The organism is Aurantiacibacter marinus, from assembly GCF_001021555.1.
GTDB lineage: Bacteria > Pseudomonadota > Alphaproteobacteria > Sphingomonadales > Sphingomonadaceae > Alteraurantiacibacter > Alteraurantiacibacter marinus.
On record NZ_LDCP01000004.1, the window covers coordinates 143,944 to 165,676 of the forward strand.

12 protein-coding genes are annotated in these 21,733 nt (G+C 58.6%); 4 read left to right on the plus strand and 8 right to left on the minus strand.

Translation table 11 applies throughout. The features are described from left to right. The first annotated feature begins 13 nt into the window (after nucleotides 1-13). The gene (locus AB731_RS12755; RefSeq protein ID WP_047094552.1) at nucleotides 14-1,888 is read left to right on the plus strand and encodes an ABC-F family ATP-binding cassette domain-containing protein; all 1,875 of its coding nucleotides are present in this window, start codon (nucleotides 14-16) and stop codon (nucleotides 1,886-1,888) included. On the opposite strand, the gene glgX is transcribed toward AB731_RS12755, so the two are convergent. Genes glgX through AB731_RS12785 form a run of 6 tightly spaced genes read right to left on the minus strand, consistent with a single transcriptional unit; the run spans nucleotide 1,885 to nucleotide 12,635 of the window. Further along, nucleotides 1,885-3,672 carry a glycogen debranching protein GlgX gene (glgX, locus tag AB731_RS12760; RefSeq protein WP_047094415.1) on the minus strand — a complete coding sequence of 596 codons (1,788 nt, stop codon included), beginning with the start codon at nucleotides 3,670-3,672 and terminating at the stop codon, nucleotides 1,885-1,887. The genes AB731_RS12755 and glgX overlap by 4 nt on opposite strands. Further along, nucleotides 3,669-5,297 carry an alpha-D-glucose phosphate-specific phosphoglucomutase gene (locus AB731_RS12765; protein WP_047094416.1) on the minus strand — a complete coding sequence of 543 codons (1,629 nt, stop codon included), beginning with the start codon at nucleotides 5,295-5,297 and terminating at the stop codon, nucleotides 3,669-3,671. The genes glgX and AB731_RS12765 overlap by 4 nt, the downstream gene beginning before the upstream one ends. Then, nucleotides 5,294-6,751: a glycogen synthase GlgA gene (gene glgA / locus AB731_RS12770; protein WP_047094417.1), complete on the minus strand. Its 1,458-nt coding sequence runs from the start codon at nucleotides 6,749-6,751 to the stop codon at nucleotides 5,294-5,296. The genes AB731_RS12765 and glgA overlap by 4 nt, the downstream gene beginning before the upstream one ends. Continuing rightward, entirely contained in the window at nucleotides 6,751-8,016 is a 1,266-nt protein-coding gene (gene glgC / locus AB731_RS12775) for a glucose-1-phosphate adenylyltransferase (RefSeq protein ID WP_082126494.1), read from the minus strand. The genes glgA and glgC overlap by 1 nt, the downstream gene beginning before the upstream one ends. 21 nt (nucleotides 8,017-8,037) lie before the next feature. Then, the gene (glgB, locus tag AB731_RS12780) at nucleotides 8,038-10,206 is read right to left on the minus strand and encodes a 1,4-alpha-glucan branching protein GlgB (protein ID WP_047094418.1); all 2,169 of its coding nucleotides are present in this window, start codon (nucleotides 10,204-10,206) and stop codon (nucleotides 8,038-8,040) included. Next, entirely contained in the window at nucleotides 10,203-12,635 is a 2,433-nt protein-coding gene (locus AB731_RS12785; protein WP_047094419.1) for a glycogen/starch/alpha-glucan phosphorylase, read from the minus strand. The genes glgB and AB731_RS12785 overlap by 4 nt, the downstream gene beginning before the upstream one ends. Nucleotides 12,636-12,830: 195 nt before the next feature. On the opposite strand from AB731_RS12785, the gene malQ reads away from it, so the two are divergent. The 3 genes from malQ (at nucleotide 12,831) to AB731_RS12800 (ending at nucleotide 17,264) form a co-directional block, all read left to right on the plus strand. After that, entirely contained in the window at nucleotides 12,831-14,819 is a 1,989-nt protein-coding gene (gene malQ, locus AB731_RS12790) for a 4-alpha-glucanotransferase (protein ID WP_047094420.1), read from the plus strand. 132 nt (nucleotides 14,820-14,951) lie between these two features. Next, nucleotides 14,952-15,752 (plus strand): SGNH/GDSL hydrolase family protein, encoded by an 801-nt coding sequence (locus tag AB731_RS12795; protein ID WP_156167466.1) that lies wholly within the window; start codon nucleotides 14,952-14,954, stop codon nucleotides 15,750-15,752. 42 nt (nucleotides 15,753-15,794) lie between these two features. Beyond that, a complete protein-coding gene (locus AB731_RS12800) occupies nucleotides 15,795-17,264 on the plus strand; it encodes an SLC13 family permease (RefSeq protein WP_047094421.1) in 1,470 nt (489 codons plus the stop codon). 5 nt (nucleotides 17,265-17,269) lie between these two features. Here AB731_RS12800 and AB731_RS12805 read toward each other — a convergent pair whose 3' ends face one another. Together AB731_RS12805 and AB731_RS12810 are read right to left on the minus strand one after the other, a co-directional pair. After that, nucleotides 17,270-18,484 carry a M14 family metallopeptidase gene (locus AB731_RS12805; protein WP_082126495.1) on the minus strand — a complete coding sequence of 405 codons (1,215 nt, stop codon included), beginning with the start codon at nucleotides 18,482-18,484 and terminating at the stop codon, nucleotides 17,270-17,272. 49 nt (nucleotides 18,485-18,533) lie between these two features. After that, entirely contained in the window at nucleotides 18,534-21,653 is a 3,120-nt protein-coding gene (locus AB731_RS12810; RefSeq protein WP_052769063.1) for a TonB-dependent receptor domain-containing protein, read from the minus strand. Nucleotides 21,654-21,733 lie beyond the last annotated feature (80 nt).

Below are 21,733 nucleotides of genomic sequence, written 5' to 3' on the forward strand. Positions count from 1 at the left end.
TATGGGGCCGCAAATGCTCACTATCGACGGTATCACCGTTCGGCTTGGCGGCCGGACAATTCTCGACCGCGCCAGCGCAACGGTGCCGGTTGGCGCGCGCGTTGGCTTGATCGGCCGCAACGGGGCGGGCAAGTCCACGCTGATGAAAGCCATGATCGGCGAACTTGAGCCGGACGATGGCGAGATTTCCAAGCCGACCAAGGCCCGTATCGGCTATATCGCGCAGCAGGCGCCAAGCGGATCGATGACACCCGAAGAGGTCGTACTGGCCGCCGATGTGGAGCGGGCGCAGCTGCTGGCCGAATCCGAAACATGCATGGACGATATGGACCGCCTGGGTGAAGTCCACGAACGCCTGCTCGCCATCGATGCCTACAGCGCACCGGCACGCGCGGCGAAAATCCTGAGCGGTCTGGGCTTTGACGAGGAAATGCAGAAGCAGCCCGTCGATACCTTTTCCGGCGGTTGGAAAATGCGTATGGCGCTGGGCGCGCTGTTGTTTTCCGAACCCGATATTCTGCTGCTGGATGAACCTTCCAACCACCTCGATCTGGAAGCAACGCTGTGGCTGGAAAACTTTCTGAAATCCTACCCCGCAACCCTGCTCGTCATCAGCCATGAACGCGACCTGCTGAACAAAGTTGTCGATCACATCCTGCATTTGCAGGGCGGACAATTGACGCTGTATCCTGGCGGATATGACGCGTTTGAAAAGCTGCGGGCAGAGCGCGCCGCGCAGCTCGCCTCGGCCAAGGCATCGCAGGATGCGCAGCGTGCGCGGCTTCAGGATTATGTCGCCCGCAACAGCGCGCGCGCTTCCACCGCGAAGCAGGCACAGTCCCGCGCCAAAATGCTGGCGAAAATGCAGCCCATTGCTGCTTTGATCGAAGACCCATCGCTCAGCTTCGATTTTCCCGATCCTGCTGAACTGCGGTCGCCGATGATCCAGCTGGAACACGCCGCGGTCGGATATAATGACGCGCCGCCGGTGCTGCAGCGGCTCAATATGCGGATTGATGCGGACGACCGGATTGCACTGCTTGGCCGGAACGGAAACGGCAAGACCACGCTGGCTCGGCTGCTCGCCGCGCAATTGCCTGCCGCAGAAGGCGAAATGCTCAGCCCGGGCAAAATGTCGGTCGGTTATTTCACGCAGTATCAGGTGGAAGAACTCGCCAGCGATGATACGCCGCTGGAACTGATGTCGCGGGCGATGGAGGGTAAAACGCCGGGCGCTGTGCGCGCACAGCTAGGCCGCTTCGGCTTTTCCGGCGCGCGCGCTGAACAACGGGTCGAGAAACTGTCTGGCGGAGAGCGCGCTCGGCTCGCGCTGGCGATCATCACCCGCGATGCCCCGCATTTGCTGATTCTGGACGAGCCTACCAACCACTTGGACGTCGATGCCCGCGAAGCTCTGATCCAGGCATTAAACGATTATTCCGGAGCAGTAATTCTCATCAGCCATGATCGCCACATGGTCGAGCTGACAGCAGATCGCCTCGTGCTGGTCGATAACGGGACTGCCAAGGAATACAAAGGCAGCATGGACGATTATATCGACTTCGTATTGGGCCGGAACCAGCCGAAAAAGGACGCCAAGAAAGCTCCTGCCAAGGCGAAAACGCCAGTGAATTCTCCGAAGGATCAGGCGAAAGAGCGCTACGTCCGGTCAGAACTGGAGAAGGCTGAAAAGTCTATGGCTCGTATTGCGGCAGACGTCGAGAAGCTGGATTTGGCGATGGTTGAACTCAACCGGACGCCTTCAGCGGATACAGGTTCCAAGATGGAAAAGCTGCTGGCAGACCGCGCACGGGCAAGCGACAGACTGGCAAAGGCGGAGGCCACTTGGCTGGCCGCCGGAGAACAGCTTGAGGAATTCGCCAGCTAGGCAGGTCTCCAACGGGCATGTTTTGTCGGCCCCTCGCGGCTGATCGAAAGACTCAGATTGGCGCTGTTCAAGCGATACTTGAGCACGCCGACTTCCTGCCAATCCCCATTACCCATCGGCTCGCCATTTGACTTCACCCATTCGCCCTCTTGCGGAAAGCTGGTGAAGAACGCCAACTGCTCTGCACGCGCTTTCGCAAGGTCTGCGGTGAAGCTTTCCAGCGCCAGATCGCGTCCTTTCCAATCGACCCAGCCGATTTCATTGTCCTGCGCATAGGCATTGTTGTTGCCGCGCTGGCTTCGTCCGAATTCATCACCCGCTGTCAGCATGATTGTGCCGGTAGATGCAAACAATGTGCTGAGCAGTGCGCGCAAATCAGCGTCGCGGCAGGCCAGCACTTCCGGATCATCGCTTGGCCCTTCGACGCCGCAGTTCCACGAAAAATTCTCTCCGTGCCCGTCACGGTTTGCCTCGCCATTGGCCTCATTATGCTTGTACAAATAAGCAACGCTGTCGGCGAGCGTGAAACCGTCATGCGCTGCGAGGAAATTGACGCTGCGGCATTGCTCCGGGAAAATGTCGGATGACCCGGCGATCCGCGTGACCACGTCGCCAATCGTCCCGTCACCGCGCCAGAAGCGCCGTACATCGTCACGGTATTTGTCGTTCCATTCGAGCCAATCTGCGGGAAAATTGCCGAGCTGATAGCCGCCGGGGCCAATGTCCCACGGCTCTGCAATCATCACTCGGTCAGCGAGCAAGGGGTCAGCCGCTATCTCGGCGAATATGGGCGCGTCAGCGGAAAAGCCGGGGCCGCGCGCCATGATCGGGGCCAGATCGAACCGGAAGCCGTCTACCCCGCAATTGCGCACAAAATGGTGCAGGCTGGCGACCGTCAATTCGCGGACCGCCGGATTGGCGAAATCGAGCGTATTGCCGCAGCCGGTGTCATTGATCAGGCTGCCGTCCGGGGCATGGGCATATCCGGCATTGTCCAGCCCGCGCAGGGAGATCACGCCGCCGTGAATGTCGCTTTCGCCAGTATGGTTGAACACCAGATCAAGGATCACACCGATACCTGCATCATGCAGCGCCGCGGCTGTCTTACGCAGCTCTGCCACGCCGCCGGGGCAAAGCCCGGGATCGAGCGCCATCATCGCCACGGGATTGTACCCCCATGCATTGCTGAGTCCGAGCGGGCCGAGGTGGCGTTCGTCAATCCATGCAGTAATCGGCATTAGCTCGATGGCGGAGACATGCAGTTTCTTGAGATGTGCGAGCACCGCCGGATGAGCGAGTGCCGCAACGGTGCCGCGAATGCCTTTCGGCACATCGGGATGCAGCATGGTGAAGCCGCGCACATTGATCTCGTAGATCAACCCGCCGCGCTGAAATTTTGGAGCTTCCTTCCGAACTGGCTCGCTGGCCATGGGCACAATCGCGCGCGGCACCAGATGCGCGGTGTCCACGCCAAACTGCGTCAACGCAGGGTCTTGCACAAACCGCCTGTCCAGCTCCACCGCGTAGGGATCAACCAGCAATTTGGCCGGATCGAACCACAAACCGTGTTCAGGTGCCCACTCGCCATCCGCCCGGTATCCGTAGGCGGCCCCGGCGTGCTGGCCCGCCAATTCGGCGAACCAATCATCGCCCTGCCGATCCATAGGGATGCGGCGTTCATCAGCGCCATCGAACAGGCAGAGCCAAAGTGCGGAGGCCTGCGGAGAGCGAACCCGAAAGTGGGTCACGCCGCCCAGACTGGTTGCACCGTAAGCTGGCGTCACGTCACCACATCGGGCGCAGTGCGGCCCGTGTGCTGCGCAATCCCGGCGATGCTTTCGGCAGCGATGATTATTTCGGCCAGCATATCAGGTGTTTCGCGGTCGATTGCGCCGTCGCCTGGTTCGTACCGCTCCAGATAAACGCGCAAAGTCGCGCCCTGCGTGCCCGTGCCCGAAAGCCTGAACACCACGCGGGAACCGCCTTCGAAGAGCACCCTGATGCCCTGGTTTTCGCTGACCGAGCCATCAACGGGATCGGTGTAGGAGAAGCTGTCCGCCTCTGCGACGGTCAGCGATCCAAATGCGCGCCCCGGCAAGTCCGGGAGCGCAGCGATCAGCGCAGCCATCAAGGCATCAGCCCGCTCTGTCTCGATCGCTTCATAATCGTGGCGTGCGTAATAATTGCGGCCGAATTGCGCCCAATGCTCCCGAGCCAGATCGTCAACGCTGACCTTTCGCACGGCAAGGATATTAAGCCACAGCAGCACGGCCCACAGCCCATCCTTCTCGCGCACATGATCAGAACCGGTGCCTGCGCTTTCTTCACCGCAGATCGTCGCCATTCCTGCATCAAGCAATGTGCCGAAGAACTTCCAGCCGGTCGGTGTTTCATAACACGCAATGCCCTGCGCCGCCGCCACCCGGTCTGCTGCGGCGCTGGTGGGCATCGAACGTGCGATGCCTTTCAGTCCGGCAGCATAGCCGGGCGCGAGATGCGCATTGGCGGCCAACATGGCAAGCGAATCCGATGGGGTGATGAAGCGACCTCGTCCGATGATCAGATTGCGGTCGCCGTCGCCATCCGATGCTGCGCCGAAATCGGGCGCATCGGGGCTCATCATCGTATCGTACAATTCCTTGGCATGAACCAGATTGGGATCAGGATGATGACCGCCGAAATCTTCCAGCGGCGTGCCGTTGCGCACTGTACCTGCGGCAAAACCAAGCCGCCCTTCCAGGATTTCCGTGGCATAAGGGCCTGTCACTGCGCTCATCGCATCGAAGGCCATGGCGAACCCGCCTTCCACGGCGGCGCGAATGGCCGGGAAATCGAAAAGGTTTTCCATCAGTTCGGCGTAATCAGCTACCGGGTCGATCACTTGAACCATCATACCGGCGACCTCGGTCTCCCCGTCGTTATCAAGGTCGACGTCAGGCGTCTCTACAGTCATCCAGCAGTCGATTGTCTGGGTGCGCGCGTAGATTGCCTCGGTAATCGCTTCTGGCGCAGGGCCGCCGTTGGCGATGTTGTATTTGATGCCGAAATCTTCTTCCGGCCCGCCGGGATTGTGGCTGGCAGACAGGATCAATCCGCCGCTGGCACCGTATTTGCGGATGACATGGCTGGCAGCCGGCGTTGACAGGATGCCGCCGCGCCCGACGATGACTTTGCCATAGCCATTGGCTGCCGCTATGCGGATGGCCTGCTGAATTGCCGTGCGGTTGTAATACCGCCCGTCCCCGCCGAGCACGAGGGTCGTCCCGGCTGGCCGTTCAACCGCATCGAATACCGATTGAACAAAATTCTCAGTGTAACCCGCCTGCTGGAAGACTCGGACCTTCTTGCGAAGGCCTGAAGTCCCCGGCTTCTGGCCTTCAAACGGCTGCGATGGTATTGTCTGTATCACGCTTTTTCCCCGGTAAGCTGGCGGTAGATCGCAGCATATTCAGCGCCGCTGCGCGCCCACGAAAAATCCGCTCCCATGCCGTTACGCTGGATTTTCTGCCATAGTTTGGGCTGGCGATAGAGTTCGACCGTCCGGCTGATCGCGGACGCGAGCGCATGGTAATGCACGCCGTCGAACTGGACGCCCGTGGCTACGCCTGCAGCCAGCGCCGCCGGATTGGCATCGATCACAGTGTCCGACAGTCCGCCAGTGCGGGACACCACCGGCACGCAGCCATAGGCAAGGCCGTAAAGTTGGGTCAGGCCGCATGGCTCGAACCGGCTCGGCACCAATATGGCATCGCCGCCGCCCTGCATCTGGTGCGACAACGCCTCGTCATAGCCGAAATGCAGTCCGACTTTGCCCGGATGGCGCGCTGCGCCTGCCTTCAGCGCATCGACAATCTCGGCATCGCCTGATCCCAAAAGCGCAAGCCTGCCGCCATTGCCCACCAGATGATCGAGCACTTCGGGAATGACATCGGCACCCTTTTGCCATGTCAGCCGCGTGACCATGATGAACAGCGGCCCGTCGCTTTTTTCGAGACCGAAATGTTCTTCCAGCGCGCGCTTGTTGGCCTTGCGCTTGGACAGGCTACGCGCGGTGTAATTGGCCGCCAGCGCGGGATCCGATTGCGGATCCCACTCCTTGGTATCGATACCGTTGACTATCCCGCGCACCCGGTCTCCGCGCGATGCGACCAGGCCTTCAAGTCCCATGCCGAATTCACTACGGACTATTTCCCGCGCATAGGTCGGGCTGACGGTCGTGACCATGTCAGCCAGTTGCAGCCCCGATTTAAGGAAGCCCACCCCGCCATAAGTCTCAACACCCTCGATCGACCAGGCCTTCTTGGGCAATTCAAGGCCGCCAAAAATCTTTCGGTCATACCAGCCCTGAAACGCCATATTGTGGATCGTCATAACGCTGGGAACGGGTGGGCCGGAGCCAAACGGCGCGAAGCGCAGGTAAGCGAGAGCCATGGCCGCCTGCCAATCATGGGCATGGACCAGATCGAACGAAAGCTTCTTGACAGCGCCAGAGGCAATATCCGCCGCCGCACGCCCAAATGCGGCAAAGCGCCGCCAATTGTCATCCCAGTCCTTGCCTGCGCTATCGCTGTAGGGATTGCCATCCCGCGCAAAAAATCCCGGCGCATCGAGCACCAACAGATCATGCGCACCGATTTTGGCGCTCAGCAACTGGGCAGGCTCGCCCAGCAAGGCATCCCATTTGTGCAGCCGCTTCGCCTTGCCGATTGCCGCGCCCACTGCGGGGTAGCCAGGCAAGAGGGTGGTCACTGCAATACCCTGCTGATCAAGCGCAGCGGGCAGTGCGCCCGCAACGTCGGCCAGACCCCCGGTCTTCACCAGAGGTACGGCCTCAGATGCTACCGAGAGAACCTTCAATGGCATTATTCACCCTGCATCTTGGCCATCATGGCCTTGGTAATTAGCGTCACGCCCTTCTCGCTTCGACGGAAATGCTTTGCATCAAGGACAGGGTCTTCGCCGACGACCAGTCCTTCCGGAATACGCACGCCGGAATCGACGATGACATTGGTCAGACGCGCACCGCGCCCAATATTGCAATGCGGCAGGATCACCGCGCGCTCCACGCTGGAGAAGCTGCCCATTTTCACGCTGCTATAGAGCAGGCTGTTGCTTACGGTCGCGCCTGAAACGATGCAATTCTGCGAGATAAGGCTGGAAACTGCGGTCCCCCGCCTACCGTCTTCATCATGCACGAACTTGGCCGGTGCGGCGACGATCTGGTCGGTCCAGATTGGCCATTCGCGGTCATATAGGTCCAGCCTCGGCACCACGTCGGTCAAATCGAGATTGGCTTCGAAATAGGCATCCAGCGTGCCGACATCGCGCCAGTATTCCTCAATCTCTTCAGCGGCCCGGATGCAGCTGTCGGTAAAGCGGTGCGCGACTGCCTTACCGTGCTTCACGATATAGGGGATGATATCGCCGCCAAAGTCGCGGCCAGATTCCGGATCGGCTGCGTCGCGGCGTAATTGGTCAAACAGGAAGTCCGTGTTGAAAACATAGATACCCATCGACGCGAGTGCCATTTCCGGGTCACCGGGAATGCCGGGAGGGTCGGCAGGCTTTTCAACGAAATCGGTAATTCCGTCTTTTTCATCGACATGCATCACGCCAAAGCCGGTGGCTTCCATACGCGGCACGACCAGACAGCCCACAGTTACATCTGCGCCGGAATCGACATGCTGGCGCAGCATCAGTTCGTAATCCATCTTGTACACATGGTCGCCCGCCAGAATGACCATATATTTAGGCGCAAGACTTTGAATAATATCGATATTCTGGAACACTGCATCGGCAGTGCCTTCATACCACTGGTTTTCCGAAACACGCTGCGAAGCGGGCAAAATATCGAAGCTTTCGTTGCGTTCGGGACGCATGAAATTCCAGGCGCGCTGCATGTGGCGGATCAGAGAGTGCGCCTTGTACTGCGTTGCAACACCGATGCGCCGAATGCCTGAATTGATCGCATTGGACAGGGCAAAATCAATGATTCTAGAGACGCCCCCGAAATACACCGCCGGCTTGGCGCGGTTATCGGTCAGTTCCATCAAGCGGCTGCCACGTCCACCCGCCAGAACATAGGCCATCGCGTCACGCGCAAGCGGCTGGTTCCTCTTTTCCTTCATCGTATGCTCTCCCGTATGTGTTTATTCGTCCCATTCCAGCATGACCGTAGCCAATGGAGGAAGGACCACTTCTGCAGCGCCGCTTTTTGCGGTCACCTGTCCTAGATTGCCCTTGCCGCTGCCGCCGTATGTCTCGCCATCGCTGTTGAGAATTTCGCGCCATTTGCCGTCATGCGGCAGAGGCACGCGGTAATTATCGTGAAAAGCGGGCGTCATATTGCTGATCACCGCAATCGGCTTTTCACCCGGCGCCTTGCGCAGAAATGCGAACACCGAGTTCTGGCTGTCATCACCGATCAGCCATTCGAACCCTTCCTCTTCGCAATCGCGCGCATGCAGCGCAGGTTTGGCGGCGTAGAGATGGTTCAAATCACGCACCAGATTGCGCACGCCTTCGTGCATCGGGGAACAGCGCAAATCCCAATCAAGAGCGCGTTCTTCAGACCATTCGCGCCGCTGCGCAAATTCCTGCCCCATGAACAACAGCTTCTTGCCCGGATAACCCCACATCAGGCCGTAATATGCGCGCAGATTGGCAAATTTCTGCCAGTCATCGCCGCTCATCTTGGTCAGCATCGATCCCTTGCCGTGAACCACTTCATCATGGCTTATCGGCAGTACGAAATTCTCGCTGAAGGCGTAGACCAGACCGAATGTGATATCGTCATGATGGAACTGCCGGTGGATCGGATCACGCGCCATATATTGCAGCGTATCGTGCATGAAACCCATGTTCCATTTGAACCCGAAACCCAGCGCGGTCGATCCCGGCGCATCATCATAGGCAGGCTGTGACACGCCCGGCCACGATGTCGATTCTTCGGCGATGGTCATGATCCCGGCGTGGCTGGCATAGAGCGCGCGGTTCATTGCACGCAGCAGGGCCACCGCCTCCCAGTTTTCCCGCCCGCCCTGCTCGTTAGGTATCCATTCGCCATCTTCACGGCTGTAATCGCGGTAGAGCATGGAGGCGACTGCATCTACGCGCAGCCCGTCCACGTGGTAATGTTCAGCCCAGAACAATGCGTTGTTAATCAGGAAGCTGGCAACTTCGCGGCGTCCAAAATTGTAGATCGCGGTGTTCCAGTCCGGGTGGAAGCCGAGCTTGGGATCCTCGTGTTCGTACAGAGCGGTCCCGTCAAACTTGGCGAGGCCATGATCGTCCACGGGGAAGTGGGCAGGCACCCAATCAATCAGTACAGAGATGCCAGCGCGGTGGGCACCGTCCACGAACCGGGCAAAGCCGTCCGGCCCGCCAAAGCGCGCAGACGGCGCATACAGCCCGGTGGTCTGATAGCCCCAACTCGGATCGTAGGGATGTTCTGACACCGGCAGAAATTCGATATGGGTGAAGCCCATGTCAGCGACATAGGGGATCAGCTTTTCGGCCATCGCATCCCAGCTCAGGAACCAGCCGTTTTCGTCCCGATCCCACGATCCAGGGTGGACTTCGTAAATGGAAATCGGTTCCCTGCGCGCATCGACCGAAGCCCAATGCGCGCGGTGCTCTGCATCGCCCCAGTCAGGCTTGCCCGGATCGGATGTGAGAGAGGCGGTTTTGGGCCGGAGTTCGGCAGCAAAGGCGAACGGGTCTGCCTTCAAAGGAAGTACGGTGCCGTCCGGACCGACAATGCGGTATTTGTAGGCGCGTCCAGCGCCCAGATCGGGAATGAAGATTTCCCACACGCCGATATCCAGCCGCTTGCGCAAGGGATGGCGCGTGCCATCCCAATCGTTGAAATCGCCGACCAGCGAAACGTGACTGGCATTGGGTGCCCAGACCGCGAAGTGAACACCTTTGGCCCCTTCGTGCTCGATCAGATGCGCGCCCATTTTGTCGAACAGCCGCTGATGCGTACCCTCCGCAATCAGGAAATCATCCATCGGGCCCATCACTGGACCAAAGCTGTAAGGATCGGTGACCCACCATTCATGCTTGCCAGCAGTGCAGCGATATTTGACCGGCTGACGCTTGCCTTTGACCTTGCCTTCAAACAATCCTCGCTCGTCAACCCGAGCCAGCTTGCCGAGCTTCTTGCCCTTCAGATCATGCGCCTCGGCAGTTTCTGCGCCGGGCAGGATCGCCCGGGCAAAGGCGCCTTCGGGCCCATCATGGATGCCGAGCAGCGAAAACGGGTCCGCATGAGTTCCGGCCATCAAGGCCTCTATCGCGGACCCGGATGGCTTCACATCACGCCCCAAATATCGCGCGCATATTCGGAAATCGTCCGATCGGAACTGAACCAGCCGACATTGGCGATATTGCGAATGGCCGCTGCCTGCCAGCCCGCCGTATCGCGCCAGCGGCGATCCACATCGCGCTGCGCTTCGCTGTAGCTTTCAAAATCGGCGGCAAGCATGAACCAGTCACTATCATAAAGACCGTCCATGAGTCCCGCGTAACGCTTGGGATCATCCGGAGAGAATACGCCGGATGAAATCCCCTGCACCGCCTGCCGCAGCTCCGGGTTGTTTTCGATAATCTCACGCGGATTGTAATCACCTGCGCGCTGCGCAGCTACTTCCTCTGCGGTCAGACCGAAGATCACGATATTTTCGCGCCCGACATGTTCCATGATTTCGATATTCGCGCCGTCCAGCGTACCGATTGTCAGCGCGCCGTTCAGAGCGAATTTCATGTTGCCCGTGCCTGATGCTTCCATCCCGGCGGTGGAAATCTGTTCGGAAAGATCGGAAGCTGGAATGATCCGTTCCGCCATCGATACATTGTAATTCGGCACGAACACGACCTTCAGCAGATCGCCCACAACCGGGTCGGAATTGACGCGGCGTGCGATGTCATTCGCCAGTTTGATGATCAGCTTGGCGTTATGATAGCTGGACGCTGCCTTGCCGCCGAAAATCTTGACGCGCGGCACCCAGTCGATTTCAGGATGGCTGCGGATTTGATCGTACAGAGCCACCGTCTCGATCAAATTGAGCAGTTGGCGCTTGTACTCGTGAATGCGCTTGATCTGCACATCGAACATGGCGTCAGGGTTCAGTGATATCCCCATCAAACCTTTCAAGTGATCGGCCAACGCGACCTTGTTCGCGCGTTTTACTGCCAACACGTGTTCGCCCAGCGCCGCATCATCAGCCAGCGCATTAAGCGCCGACAGCTTCATTGCATCGTCAAGGAATTCGTCGCCGATTGCTTCCTTTATCACACCGGTCAGGCCGGGATTGCATTGCTGCAACCAGCGGCGCGGCGTGACGCCATTGGTCTTGTTGTTGATCTTGTCCGGATAAAGCTTGTGCAAATCGGCAAAGACCGTGGTCTTCATCAGTTCGGTATGCAGCGCCGCAACGCCGTTTACGCTGTGCGCCCCGGCAAAGGCCAGGTTTGCCATGCGGATACGGCGGTCCCCGCCTTCATCGATCAGGGATATGGCAGAAACTTCGTCCCAGCTCATGCCAATTTCACGCGCCTGTTTCAGCACGCCGCTGTTTATCTGGTAAACGAGCTGCATGTGCCGCGGGAACAATCGTTCAAACAATGGCAGCGGCCAGCTTTCCAGCGCTTCTGGAAGCAACGTGTGGTTGGTGTAGCCAAAAGTTTCGCGGGTCACATCCCATGCCTCGGCAAATTCCAGCCCGTGATCGTCGATCAGCAGACGCATCAATTCGGCAACCGCAACCGCTGGATGGGTATCGTTCAGCTGGATCGCGGCCTTGTCCGGCAAGGTGCGGATATCACCGTGATACTGCACATGACGGCGCACGATGTCCTGGATGGAGGCAGAGGTGAAGAAATACTCCTGCCGCAGCCGTAATTCCTGGCCGGCGGGGCTGGAATCGGCGGGATATAGGACCCGCACAAGTGAGTCCGCGCGCAGGACGTCGACCAAGGCGCCAACGTGGTCGCCAGCATTGAATGCCTCCAGCTTGATGGGATCAAGCGCGCTCGCACTCCAGAGGCGCAGCGTATTGACTCGCTTGCCGCGCCAGCCGACGACAGGTGTATCGAAGGCCGTTGCCTCGACCTCCTCTGCCGGAACCCATTTCACGCCATCATCGGTAACCACCGCTTCGCCGCCAAAGCCGATCCGGTAGGCACTTTCACGGCGTTCGAATTCCCATGGATTTCCATGTGCCAGCCATGTTTCGGGCAGCTCGACCTGCCAGCCATCGTCGATGCGCTGGCGGAACATGCCGTTTACATAGCGTATGCCGTAACCGTATGCCGGGATATCAAGGCTGGCGAGGCTTTCCATGAAACACGCTGCCAATCGGCCAAGCCCGCCATTACCAAGCGCCGCATCCGGCTCCAGCTCTTCCAGCTCTGCCAGGTTGAGACCGTGTTCGCGCAGCGCGCGGTCCATTTCCTTGGTCAGCCCGAGGTTCGACAGCGCATCGCGCAGCAATCGCCCGATCAGGAATTCAAGGCTGAGATAATAGACCCGCTTCCCTTTCGCCTCATGCGTTCGAGATGTGGACTCAATCCAGCGATCGATAATTTCATCGCGCAAGGCCAACACGGCAGAGGCGAACCAATCGTGTTCCTTCGCGGCAGTCTCGTTCTTGCCGATCCTGTGGCGTAGAATGTTCATGATCCGCGCTTCGAGCTGCTCGGATTTAATATCGGAATTGGCGGGCAAGAAAATTGCACTCCTCATCTGGTTACGTTGTTACGTCCTGCTTTTGCCGGTCCGTGTGGTGGGTTGTGCACTCTCGCCACTCTATCCCTGGGGACAGCCTAGGGGTTTCTGATAGGCTTACGCAATCAATCATTCTGCCGTGCAATCGAATTCATTGATCCCGTCGTCATTTGCGCAGTTGCAAGCGGGACGCAGGTAGTCGATGCCCGCGCTATGAGCCGTACAGTGTCCTCCACCACTTCCCCAGAAATCCATCAGCTTGCTTCCGCTGCGGGACTGCAACGCGGCTGGCGTGACGTTGAAGGGAATGAGCAGGAGATTTCCGACATGGCGCTTGCCGGTGTGTTGCATGCACTTGGCCATGAAACAGGTTCAAGCCGCCAGATAGAGCGCAGCCTGGCCGGCATTGCGGAACAGACCCACGGGCTTCCTTCAATGCTGGTAACAGAAGTTGGCCTGCCAACGGCTCTACCTTCCAAGGCATCGTCTGCCGAGATCACCGGTGAAGACGGCGTAACGCAAAAGATAGCTGTCGAGAACGGGGTTCTCGGTGTGGTTTCCCAGCCGGGTTACTACGATCTCAAGCTGGGTCGACGTTGCATCAAGCTTGCGGTTGCTCCGCGCGAGTGCCCATGGCCCGCGCCTGATACGCGGCGGATGTGGGGGACTTCGGTTCAGGTTCCCGCCTTGCGCGGTGTCGTTCCGCGCGCGTTCGGCGGATTTGGAGAGCTTGCCGCTGCGGCCAAGGCGCTTGGCGCCAAAGGCTGTGATGCGATGGCAATCAATCCCGTCCATGCCCTGTTCCCCGGCACGGGCGAGGATTACAGCCCCTATTCCCCGTCCAGCCGCACCTTCCTGAACGCCTCGATGGCAGATCCCGCTTTGCTCGGCTTTCCAGCTTTGCCACCTGAAGCCTCGGACGAATTGATCGACTGGCCGGCGGCATTGCCAAAGCGGCTGGCAGAATTACGCGCAATCTTCGCGGGATTGGGCCCCCAATTGCGCGCGCAGATCAACTTGGCGAGTGGGGACGAAAGCGAAGCTCTTGGGCGCCATGCACTGTTCGATGCACTGGATTGCCATTTCCGGCCTGGCGGCGCGAAAGGATGGCGCGATTGGCCTGCGAAATTCCAAAGACCGGAAAGCGCAGCGGTGAAGCGCTTTGCCAAGGACAAAGCTGAAGAGATAGAGTTCCACCTGTTCGCCCAATGGATGGCGCGCGAAAGTCTGGCGGCGGCCCACCGGCAGTCCCGCGATGCCGGAATGGACATCGGCCTGATCACTGATCTGGCAGTTGGCGTGCATCTGGCGGGCAGCGACACTTGGGCCATGCGTGATGCGATGCTGCAAGGGCTTACTATCGGCGCGCCGCCCGATCCGCTTGGTCCGTTGGGTCAGAACTGGTGCATCACCGGATTTTCGCCGAAGGGGCTGCGCGCCAGCGGGTATCGCCCCTTTATCGAGATGATCCGTTCGGCTTTGCGTTCGGCAGGAGGCTTGCGCATCGACCACGCCTTCGGCCTCGCGCGACTGTGGGTGATCCCGGAAGGTGAGCCATCTTCGAACGGCGCCTATATTACCTATCCGTTCCTGGACCTCGTGCGATTGGTCACGCTGGAAGCGCACCTCGCCCAGGCCCTGATCATCGCAGAGGATCTGGGCACGAGCCCTTCTGGCTTCACCCATGCTGTGACGTCGCGCAAGATGCTGGGCATGCGGGTATTGTGGTTTGAACGCGCGATGGATGACGGCTTTATCGGCGCGCATGATTATCCGGCAAACAGCGTCGCGATGACTGGCACGCATGATACGCCAACTGTTGCGGGATGGTGGGCGGCACGTGATCTTGACTGGGCTGAAAAGCTGGGCCGGCTGGCGGAAGGAACCGACCGGACCGAAGCAGAAGAGAGGCGCGATTGGGACCGCGGATTGTTGTGGTCTACCATGACTGGCAGCAGCGAAAGACCTGCGCCCGGCGACACAGACGCAGTGGTGGACGCGGCGGTGAACCATATCGCCGGGTCATCGTCCGTTTTGGCGATCACCCCGCTCGAAGACCTGATTGGCGAAATGGAGCAACCCAACCTTCCCGGCACAACGCATGAACATCCCAATTGGCGGCGACGCCTGCCGGAACCTCTCGATGAAATTGTGCGCAAGCCGGATGTGGCCAAGCGGATGCGCGTGCTTTCAGTGAGGTAACGTAGGCGGCCGCAGATTTCCTCCACAAGCTCCATACTGGCGCAAGCCTGATCACTGTGGCATGTCCGCAATCCTATGAGGATCATCAGCTTTCTAAGTAACCGCCGAGCGGCAAGTTTGCTTGCCGCCGCGATGTTTGCCTCATCCTGCACATCTCCGGTTACACAAGGCGTAAGGATTGATCCAAATGCGCTACCGGTTTCGTCCGTCACACCGGAAATAGGGCAGCTTTCGGCTCCCGCTCCGAGCCGGATCCTGTTCGTTGGCAACAGCTATTTTTATTATAATGACAGTCTGCACAATCACGTCCAGCGCATGGTGGCCGAAGCCGGACTGATCGAGCGCAGGGACCTGACGTACAAATCAGCGACGATTGGCGGAGCGATGCTGTCAGATCATCCGATCGACCATCTGCTCGATCCAGACAATTTGAGAGTTTCGGAGCCTTTTCAAACCGTCATCATGCAGGGCATCAGTTCAGCAGCACTCACGCCGGAACGCCGCGCGAATTTTGCATCGACGGCGGCAGATTATGCGCAGCGGGTCAGGGCTGCGGGCGGAGAGCCGGTGCTGTACATGACGCCGGCATACGTGCCCCCACATGCACAATACCGACCGGACATGATCAGCGAAATTGCATCGCTCTATATCGCGACCGGCAACGAGATAGACGCGCTGGTCATTCCCGTGGGCCTGGCATTTGAAGAAGCCTATCGCCGCCGTCCCGACATTGTTTTGCACAAGGCTTTTGACGGATCGCATCCCAGTTTACTGGGCACCTATCTTGCCGCTGCGACGGTCTTTGCAAGCATTTATGAAAGCTCTCCCGTCGGTAATGGCTACGACTATTTTGGCGCGGTCAGCGAAGCAGATGCGCTGTTCCTGCAATCAGTCGCCGACGAAACCGTGCGCGAGTTTTATGGGCGCGACTAGCGCGGCCTCTTGGCTCCATTCCTTTCCTGAAAGTCCTTTGCCATGAGCGCAGACGCCCTTGCCGACAAACCGTCAGAAGCCAGCCCGAAACTGGTTGGCCTTGCCGCAGGTATCGCCGCATTTGTCGCGATACTGACATTCTTCACGCCAGAAGGTTTGGACTATCCGGCAAGATTTGTGGCCGCATCCGGCACGATGATGGCAATCTGGTGGGCCACAGAGGCCATCCCTCTGCCAGTGACTGCACTATTACCGATCATCGTTTTTCCATTGGCTGGTGTGGCGGGCATTGAAGGCGCTGCCGCCCCTTACGCCAACCCCATAATCTTCCTGTTCCTGGGGGGGTTTATCGTCGCATTGGCAGTTGAGCGCAGTGAACTTCACCGACGTATTGCGATGCTTATTTTCCGCGCGATGGGCAAAAGCGGGAAAGGCCTGGTGGCGGGGTTCATGCTCGCCGCCGCCCTGCTCAGCATGTGGATTTCGAACACTTCGACCACTCTGATGCTGTTTCCGATCGCGGTGTCTTTGGCACTGCTGGTTGGAGAGACTTCTCCCGGCCTGACCGACAAAGCCAAGCGTGATTTCCAGATCTCATTGTTGCTTGGCCTTGCCTATGGCGCGTCGATTGGCGGGGTCGCGACACTTGTGGGTACGCCCACCAACGCCTTTATGGTCGGCTTTCTGCAAAGCGAATATCAGATCGAAATTCCTTTCGCGCAGTGGATGTTGATCGGCATTCCCGTTTCGATCATCCTGCTGCCGCTCGGCTGGATGTTGCTGACCCGTTTCCTTTATCCGGTGTCATTCGTTTCTTCACCCGAGACACGGGAGGAGCTGGCGCGCCAATATGACGCGCTGGGTGCAATGTCGAATTCCGAAAAACGCACCGCGATGCTCTTCCTTCTGCTCGTGCTCGGCTGGGTTCTGCGAAAGCCGTTCGCCGATGCAACTGGCATTGAAGGGTTGAGCGATGCGGGCGTCGCCATGGCCGCCGCGCTGATCGCCTTTGTCATCCCCAGCGGCACCGATCGGCATGCTCTGGTGACTTGGGAAGACACCAAGCGCCTTCCTTGGGGCGTGCTGATTTTATTTGGCGGCGGACTGTCGCTGGCAGCGGCCCTGTCGGCCACGGGTATGACCTTGTGGCTGGGCCAGCAACTTGCACCGCTGGGCGCGATCAATCACATCCTGCTGGTCGTCGCGCTCACCAGTCTGGTAATCTTCCTGACCGAACTCACCAGCAATGTCGCTACCACGGCCACTTTGCTGCCAGTGGTTGCGGCGCTGGCGTTTGAGCTCGGGCTTGATCCGCTGATACTGGTTGTACCGGTCACGATTGCCGCTAGTTGCGCCTTTATGCTGCCGGTCGCAACGCCGCCCAACGCCATCGTATTCAGTACCGGCGAAGTGCAGATCAGGGATATGATGCGCGCGGGTTTTTGGCTGAATATCGTGGCAATCGTGCTGGTTTCCATCATCGCCGTGTGGCTTGTACCAGCCGTTCTATAGGCCAGCTATTCCGGCGGGTATGCGAGCAATGTTTCCATCATCGCGATGGCCGATTCACGCCCGATTCTGCGGATCAACGCCCTGTCGGTCTCATCGCCGATTTCGAATGTGACACCAGGCACGCCATAAGTATCAAAGGCATAGGCCTTTGAAATCGGCCTGCCCACTGTGTGGCGCGCATCGCGGTTCACATCGTAGCCGGCCATCCGGTCCTGATAACGCGCAAGCCAATTGCGGGTGAAAAGTTCCGGATCAGTCGGAAGCTCATCGGGAATGGTGTAGAACACATCCCTGTTGGTGGAATGGAAATCGAGAATCAGGCGCAGGTCTTGCCAGGGATCGGCACCGATGGCGTTCAACACATCGCGCATCAGGCGGGTCTCAGGCTGGCTGAACGGCCCCCAATCCCTGTTCAGGTCAACGCCGCCGGTATTGTGCCGCCAATATCCCCGCACCACCCCATCAGGGTTCAGCAGCGGAACTGCGGTCACGTGAAAGCGAGCCCGAAACTGCACCGCCAGCGGATCATTTCCAAGCAGTGTCTCCACGAAAGGAAACATCACTAGCGCGCCAGTGACTTCAGGCGGGTGCTGCCGTCCGATCAGAACGATCTGCTCACGTGCGTCGGCATTGCCGATGGACAGCGCTTCGATGGGGCGGCCCTCTGCCGAGGGCCCCAGCAAATAGCGGCCTGCATTGCCGCCTGTCAGCAAACCATCCATCCAGCCATCATAGGTCGCAGGCGCGATGATTTCCTGCGCCGATACGAACAACGGTTCCCCGGTGGTGGCAATTGTCAAATCAGCAAAGTCCATGCCCGCAAACTCACGCACCGCAACCTGGTCGGGATCGAGATATTCCCAGTTTACCCCGTCCGTGCTGACCTTGGGCCAATAGCGGTGCCCGCATTCAGTATAGGAAAGCCGGATGGAAACATCGGTAGCTTCGGCGGTGTGGACCCGGAATGCGTACCACGGACTGCAATTGATCGGCGGTGCATTCTCGGGCGCGATGGTGATGGCAATTTGTCCATCGTCGCCAATGGTGCAACTGGAGAGTGCGCCAGCGGGAAAATTCGTGTCGATAGCGAGCGATTGGCCAACACAACGAGCCTCAGCCGGAATATCCAGCAGCGGCCGCTCCGGCATCTCTGCACCCATTGATGTGCAACCCGCTACGCAAAGCGCGCTTGCGAGGATGGCTGCGTTTCGCAGGGGCATCAGTTTCTCCTATCAAGAGCCGCCGCAACAATTGCGGCGGCTCTTTGACTCAGAAGTTCTTGCGGATGTCGATCGAGAACTGACGGCCGCGTGCATTATGGATGCTGCCGTAATAGCCGAAACTCTCATCCGCGATCGGAGGATCTTCATCAAACAGATTGTTGATACCAAATCGGATTCGCGTGTCGTTTAGCGGGCCATCGTTCTCGATGGTGTAACTGATCGATGCGTTCATCGTGAACCAGTCATCAACCGGGAACAGCTCGGCTGTATCGTCCTGCTGCGCGCTATCATCGAAAAATGAATCGATATAGCGCCCGAACACATTAACCCGGACCGGACCGTTTTCCCAGGTCACAGAACCTGTTGCGCGCCATTTCGGTCGCCCGTCGATTTCCAGCAATTCGCCAAAGCCGGTCGGTTGCAGTGCTGCAATATCGCCAAGTGAGAGTTCGGGAATTCCAGCGAGTAGCGGATTGAGATCTTCGAATAGCGGCAAGGCATCAGGGCCTGCCTCCTGCTTGAAGCTTATCAGCCGCGCCCCGTTGAATTGCAGATCAAACGTGCCGAACGATGTATCGAAATTATAGAACAAACCGATATCCACCCCTTCCGAGGTGCGCCGGTCAAGATTGCGATACGGGTTTAGAATCTGGATGATATCGCCAGCGGGATTGATGCCAGTACCAGCATACAGATCAAGCTGTCCCGCATCCGGCGCTTCACGCAAGACATTGGGGTTAAAGCTGCCTTGCAAGCGCTGCACAAGATCAAGCAGCAAGGCATTGCCATTCCCGAAGATGCCGATGATGCCATCTTGCTCGACCTGCCAGTAATCTGCGGTGATTGTCAGCCCGGGGATGAAACCGGGCGTGAATACTACGCCCAGATTGATGCTCTCTGTTTCCTCCGGATCAAGAGTACGCGCACCTTCCCGGAAATCAATTGTGCCAACCGTGCCGCAATCAGGCACATCGTCCTCTTCACCCTTGATGATCTCGGCAACGCATTCGGGCGCCAACAACACGGAATTGGAGCGCGTCGTGCCTTCGTCATTAATCTGGATCAGGTTTGGCGCTCGAAAACCTTGTGACCATGCGCCGCGCAGCAACAAGTCGCCGAATGGACGCCAGGCGACCGCAGCGCGCGGTACTAGTGCACTGGAAGAGTCAGAAAACTCCTCGAAGCGTGCAGCCAATTGCACCTCCAGCTCATGGATAAGCGGGATGTCCATTTCGGGGGAAACCACGGGCACCAGCGCCTCGGCAAAGGCAGAATAGACTTCACGATTTCCACTTGTATCGGGCGACGGGCTGGAACCCAGCACATCACTGCCAAAGAAATCGCCATTTACCGCATTTGTAAATGTGATTGTTCCATCCAGCCGCGGATCGCGGTCATCAATAAAGGTTTCGCGGCGGAATTCGACGCCCGCTGCAACACCGACACCGCCGCCGGGGACGGCGAAGACATTGGCGTTGGAAACGCGGAAATCGGCTAACGCCAGGGTCGTCTCGCCCTTGCGGAATACATCCGTGGTGATCGTATCCAGCACGGCCTGCGAATTGGGAGTGCAATCGCCGTTGTTCGCGCCATTGACGCCCTCACCCGGGAAACAGCCGCCATTGAAGGGATTGTAGGCTGTCTCATCCGTGCGGTTGATCGCATCCTGAACAAGCGTACTGGAAACACGATTGCGGGTAAGATCATTGGTATTGGCCTGAGAATACAGCAAGCCAGCATCATAGTCCCAGGCGCCGATTTCTCCGCGCAGGCCCAGCACCATCCGGTAAACATCCTTGTCTACGCTGCCTTGCCGGGGGCCTGCATCGACGAAACGATAATCTTCAAGCAGCAATGCGCGCCCGCCGGCGCCCACTCCCGAACCGATGCCATTGTCGACGCGGTTCGGATTTGCCGAACCATCGGCAAGCGTTGTCGGGCCAAGCGGGTTCCAATAGGCCGTTGCTTCTATGCCAAGTGGCACCGCCGACAACATGGTGTTCTGTTCACGCTCGCGGTAAAATTCGGAACGATAAAACGACCCTTCAAAATACAGTTCCGCCGCATCGCTCAGTTCGTAACTCGCCAAAGCCTGCACGCTGTAGCGGTCCTTTTCGGAATAGAGCTGGCGATCACCCTGAAGGTCATAGCGGATGTCGCGATCAATCGTGCCGCCGTTGTCGGCGCAAATACCATTCCCCAGATCTATGACCCGTCCATCGCTATCCGCTGCACCATTGGGTCCGAATAAAGAGCATGGCTGAAGGTGGAAATCATCATCACGCAGCGCAGTGGTGTTGGATGATGTTGCGCTCGACCCCTGGATATCGAAGGCGCCCCAGGGCGAATTGATCGAACGGTTGTCGAACTGGGTATCGCCTTCAAAATCCGTGCCGACTAGGAAAGGGCGCAGATCGCTGCTGCGCGAATAATCACGCACCGATGCACTTACGCCGTTTTCGTGGAAATAGTGGCCATTTACGGTCAGATTGCCCCGGCCATCGGCAAAATCGAAGCCGTAGCCACCTTGCAGGCTGAAGCTGTAGAGCCCGATGTTATCGGATTCGCGGTAATTGGCTTGTAGAAAACCTCCGGTGCGGCCGCCGCGCAGTATCGTGTTGACCACACCTGCCACAGCATCCGCACCATAAACGGCCGATGCGCCATCGCGCAGGATCTCAACACGGCGCACCGATCCGGGCACGATCGTGTTCGTGTCCGGCGACACCACAGGAACGAAAAGCTCCGTCTGGAACCCGGGATTCAGCACCATCCGCCGACCATTGATCAGCATCAGTGTGTTGCCCGTGCCAAGGCCGCGCAAGTTTATCGATCCGATGTCGCCGCGCGCGCCGTTCACACCGCCCGCCGTGCTTTGTTCATTGAAGTTTACTGCGCCGGCCTGCGGAATTGCGCGAAACAACTCGTCGCCAGAGGCTGGATCAATGGCATCGATCAGATCTTCACCGACAACCGTTACAGGAAGAACATCATCAACCTGAGCGCCCTGAATTCTGGAGCCGGTAACGACGATCTCAATATCTGGATCAGAATCGTCGCCTTGCTCAGTTTCAGATTCGTCTTGAGCCAGCACCGGAGTAGCTGCGACCCCCATGAGGGCGGTCCCGCAAAGGAACACTGCAATACGCTTGCCCGAAAATTTCATATATTCTCCCCTGTTTGTGTGCTGCATGGCGTATTCGCGCCTGCGACATCTTGCGACAAACTGCAGCAAGTCTTCTGCTG

Coding starts and splice junctions, on each gene's coding strand:
- AB731_RS12755 (WP_047094552.1), top strand. CDS start 14: ATGCTCACTATCGACGGTATCACCGTTCGGCTTGGCGGCCGGACAATT.
- glgA (WP_047094417.1), bottom strand. CDS start 6,751: ATGCCATTGAAGGTTCTCTCGGTAGCATCTGAGGCCGTACCTCTGGTG.
- glgC (WP_082126494.1), bottom strand. CDS start 8,016: ATGAAGGAAAAGAGGAACCAGCCGCTTGCGCGTGACGCGATGGCCTAT.
- AB731_RS12785 (WP_047094419.1), bottom strand. CDS start 12,635: ATGAGGAGTGCAATTTTCTTGCCCGCCAATTCCGATATTAAATCCGAG.
- malQ (WP_047094420.1), top strand. CDS start 12,831: ATGAGCCGTACAGTGTCCTCCACCACTTCCCCAGAAATCCATCAGCTT.
- AB731_RS12795 (WP_156167466.1), top strand. CDS start 14,952: ATGTTTGCCTCATCCTGCACATCTCCGGTTACACAAGGCGTAAGGATT.
- AB731_RS12800 (WP_047094421.1), top strand. CDS start 15,795: ATGAGCGCAGACGCCCTTGCCGACAAACCGTCAGAAGCCAGCCCGAAA.
- AB731_RS12805 (WP_082126495.1), bottom strand. CDS start 18,484: ATGCCCCTGCGAAACGCAGCCATCCTCGCAAGCGCGCTTTGCGTAGCG.
- AB731_RS12810 (WP_052769063.1), bottom strand. CDS start 21,653: ATGAAATTTTCGGGCAAGCGTATTGCAGTGTTCCTTTGCGGGACCGCC.